4 protein-coding genes and 1 tRNA gene are annotated in these 3,335 nt (G+C 33.5%); 3 read left to right on the forward strand and 2 right to left on the reverse strand.

Going from position 1 to position 3,335, the window contains the following annotated elements:
- Positions 1 to 107: 107 nt before the first annotated feature.
- A tRNA-Leu gene (locus ACOYLT_RS10975) sits at positions 108 to 187 on the reverse strand.
- Positions 188 to 410: 223 nt separating this feature from the next.
- On the opposite strand from ACOYLT_RS10975, the gene ACOYLT_RS10980 reads away from it, so the two are divergent.
- The 3 genes from ACOYLT_RS10980 to pth all read left to right on the forward strand — a co-directional run bounded on the left by ACOYLT_RS10980 (position 411) and on the right by pth (position 2,709).
- Positions 411 to 1,352 (forward strand): ribose-phosphate pyrophosphokinase, encoded by a 942-nt coding sequence (locus tag ACOYLT_RS10980; RefSeq protein WP_422853889.1) that lies wholly within the window; start codon positions 411 to 413, stop codon positions 1,350 to 1,352.
- Positions 1,353 to 1,397: 45 nt separating this feature from the next.
- Positions 1,398 to 2,006 (forward strand): 50S ribosomal protein L25/general stress protein Ctc, encoded by a 609-nt coding sequence (locus tag ACOYLT_RS10985; protein ID WP_422853890.1) that lies wholly within the window; start codon positions 1,398 to 1,400, stop codon positions 2,004 to 2,006.
- Between the two features lie 136 nt (positions 2,007 to 2,142).
- Positions 2,143 to 2,709 carry an aminoacyl-tRNA hydrolase gene (gene pth / locus ACOYLT_RS10990; protein WP_422853891.1) on the forward strand — a complete coding sequence of 189 codons (567 nt, stop codon included), beginning with the start codon at positions 2,143 to 2,145 and terminating at the stop codon, positions 2,707 to 2,709.
- A gap of 51 nt (positions 2,710 to 2,760) precedes the next feature.
- Here the strand turns inward: pth and ACOYLT_RS10995 are convergent.
- A partial coding sequence (locus ACOYLT_RS10995; RefSeq protein WP_422853892.1) for a zinc-dependent metalloprotease occupies positions 2,761 to 3,335 on the reverse strand: 575 nt, incomplete at its 5' end.

Consider the following 3,335-nt stretch of genomic DNA (forward strand, 5'->3'; position numbering starts at 1 on the left):
GCGGGAATCCATCTTCTTTCATTGTTGTTTTCTTTTGATAGGAATGACAAAAAAGCAACAAAAAAGCCCATAATATACTGATTTACAATATAATTATGGACTTTTAGTACCCGGAGTGGGAATCGAACCCACACACCTAAGTACACGAGTTTGAGTCGTGCGCGTCTACCAATTCCGCCATCCGGGCAAGGACAAACAACAATTAATTGTCATTCGGAGATTGATTATTATCATTTTGTGGGTGCAAATGTAAAAAAAAATCCCCTTCGAATCAAAAAATACTCTAAAATATACTTTCAGAGTTGGATTAAATTTCTAAATTTGCACCTCGGTAAAACGAGCAACAACTAACTAACTACACCCGAGGCACTTCCAAAGAAGAGTGTCGCTGGTCAAAACAACAAATTACAATGTCGCATTTAGAACCAGAAGCAAAGATATTTGCGTGTTCGCAAAGCGTCTATCTAGCTGAACAAATGGCCAATCATTATGGTGTTCCGCTGGGTAAAGTTACGTTCTCAAAATATAGTGATGGTGAATTTCAACCTTCTTTTGAAGAATCAATAAGAGGATTAAGAGTATTTATTGTTTGTTCTACTTTTCCTAGTGCAGACAATTTAATGGAGCTTTTGTTGATGATTGATGCAGCAAAAAGAGCATCAGCCAGACACATAACTCCTGTTATTCCTTACTTTGGTTGGGCAAGACAAGATAGAAAAGACAAACCAAGAGTTCCGATTGGAGCAAAATTAGTGGCCAAATTATTGGAAACTGCTGGCGCTACTCGAATAATGACTATGGATTTGCATGCTGACCAGATTCAAGGTTTTTTTGAAAAACCAGTGGACCATTTGTTTGCATCAACAATCTTTTTGCCTTATGTTAAAAGTCTTCAATTAGACAATTTAACTATTGCTTCGCCTGATATGGGTGGTTCAAAAAGAGCTTATGCTTATTCTAAATTTTTAGAATCAGACGTAGTAATTTGTTATAAACAACGAAAAGTCGCTAACGTTATTGATACCATGGAATTGATAGGTGATGTTAAAGGGCGACATGTTGTTATGGTTGACGATATGATCGATACCGGAGGAACATTAGCTAAGGCTGCTGATTTAATGATAGAAAAAGGCGCATTGAGTGTTAGAGCAATTTGTACTCATGCCATACTTTCGGGTAATGCTTATGAGAAAATTGAAAACTCTAAGTTGCTCGAATTAATAGTTACCGATTCTATTCCGTTAAAGAAAGAGTCAAATAAAATAAAAGTGGTGAGTTGTGCGCCTCTTTTTGCAGAAGTAATGCACATGGTGCAACACAACAATTCCATCAGTGGTAAATTCCTGATGTAATTTTTTAAAAAGTATTTTATTATTTATTAACTATATATTTTTACAATGAAATCGATTACGATTAAAGGATCAGAAAGAGAAAGCGTAGGCAAAAAAGCTACTAAAGCCTTACGTGATGCTGGAATGGTTCCTTGCGTTATTTACGGAGGAAGTCAACCAGTACATTTTGCAGCAGATGAAAGAGCATTTAAAAGCTTGGTTTACACTCCAAACGCACACACAGTTGTAGTAGATTTGGAAGGAAAATCAGCTAATGTAATTCTTCAAGACATTCAGTTTGACCCAGTTTCAGACAAAATTTTACACATTGATTTCTTTCAATTAAATGACAACAAAGAAATCATGATGGAAGTGCCTGTTAAAGTCGTTGGAACTTCTCCAGGGGTGTTATTAGGTGGTGATTTGCGTTTAAATCAAAGAAGATTAAAAGTGAAAGCGTTACCAAAAAATCTTCCTGATTTTGTTGAAGCTAACATTTCTGAATTGCAAATGGGTAATAAATTATATATTACCAAATTAGAGACTAAAAACTTCAAATTGATGCACCCAGATAATACTGTGGTGGCGCAAGTGAAGATTTCACGTGCTGCTATGAAAGCCGCTCAAGAAGCAGCAAAAGCAGCAAAAGCTCCAGCAAAAGGAAAGAAAAAATAATTTTTAAAACCTTATTCCAAAAAGCATCAGTTTACGCTGGTGCTTTTTTTATGAAATCAAATTAGATTACTTTTACAACATGAATTGGATTACTAAATTATTTTGTAAAAATAAAATTGTAGAAAATACAGAAATAATGAAAAAATATCTCATTGTGGGTTTAGGAAATATTGGCGTGGAATATATCAACACTAGACACAATATAGGTTTTAAAATTTTAGATTATATTGCTCAAAAAGAAAACCTGAGTTTTGACACCGTCAAACTAGGAACATTAACAGAATATAATATCAAAGGAAGAAAGTTACTACTTTTAAAACCTAACACTTATATGAACTTAAGTGGAAAAGCGGTTCAATATTGGATGGAAAAAGAAAATATTGCTAAAGAAAATGTTTTAATTATTACAGATGATTTGAATTTACCCTTTGGCACTATTAGAATTAAATCAAAAGGCAGTGATGGAGGTCATAATGGTTTAAAAAACATTCAACTTATTCTAAACTCAACAGAATATCCGCGTTTTCGTTTTGGTATTAGTGATGAATTCAAAAAAGGGCAACAGGTGGACTATGTATTAGGAGAATGGAATGATACTGAAAAAGAAAAACTAACAGAAAGATATCAACTTGCTAAAGAGATTGTTGAATCCTTTGCGCTAGCCGGATTACAAAACACCATGAATAACTACAATGGAAAATGAAAGAGCCTTTTCGTAAATGAAAAGGCTCTTTTAATACTATGTAAAACTTAATTATTGGATAATTAATTTTTTAGTCACTAAACCTTTATCCGTTTTAATATTTACAAAATAGACACCACTTGTAGGGTTGTCTAAATTAATTGTCTGAACTAAATCTGATGCTTGGCTATAATTGTTTTCATATATTGTTTTTCCAGTTACATCAAAAACTTCAATAGAATAACTATTAGTTAAATCCTTAAATTCAATTGTAAAACTACCTTTGTTAGGATTGGGATACAAACTAAACTGATTTTGCAAAAACTCCTCATTAGCTAGCGTATTTGTATATAATTGAGTTTTTATAGTATTATACCAACCTGTCATTCTTGTTACTTGTCCAGCTGTAAACATATACATATAAGCATCATTTACATAATCCATGTAGTTCATAGTCAAAGCAAAATCATTACACCCCATAACATCTCCGGCAACAGGAGAACCATAATTTGCAGCACTTAAATCAGGAGTGTCACAAACTCTATCCCCTGAATTTGCACAGCTTGCACCATCACAACCATCAAAAGTGTGATTTAGGTTAAAGAAATGACCCATCTCATGTGTTAAGGTTCTTCCTTTATTATATG

This window comes from Flavobacterium sp., from assembly GCF_049318185.1.
Classification (GTDB): Bacteria; Bacteroidota; Bacteroidia; order Flavobacteriales; family Flavobacteriaceae; genus Flavobacterium.

Coding starts and splice junctions, on each gene's coding strand:
- ACOYLT_RS10980 (WP_422853889.1), top strand. CDS start 411: ATGTCGCATTTAGAACCAGAAGCAAAGATATTTGCGTGTTCGCAAAGC.
- ACOYLT_RS10985 (WP_422853890.1), top strand. CDS start 1,398: ATGAAATCGATTACGATTAAAGGATCAGAAAGAGAAAGCGTAGGCAAA.
- pth (WP_422853891.1), top strand. CDS start 2,143: ATGAAAAAATATCTCATTGTGGGTTTAGGAAATATTGGCGTGGAATAT.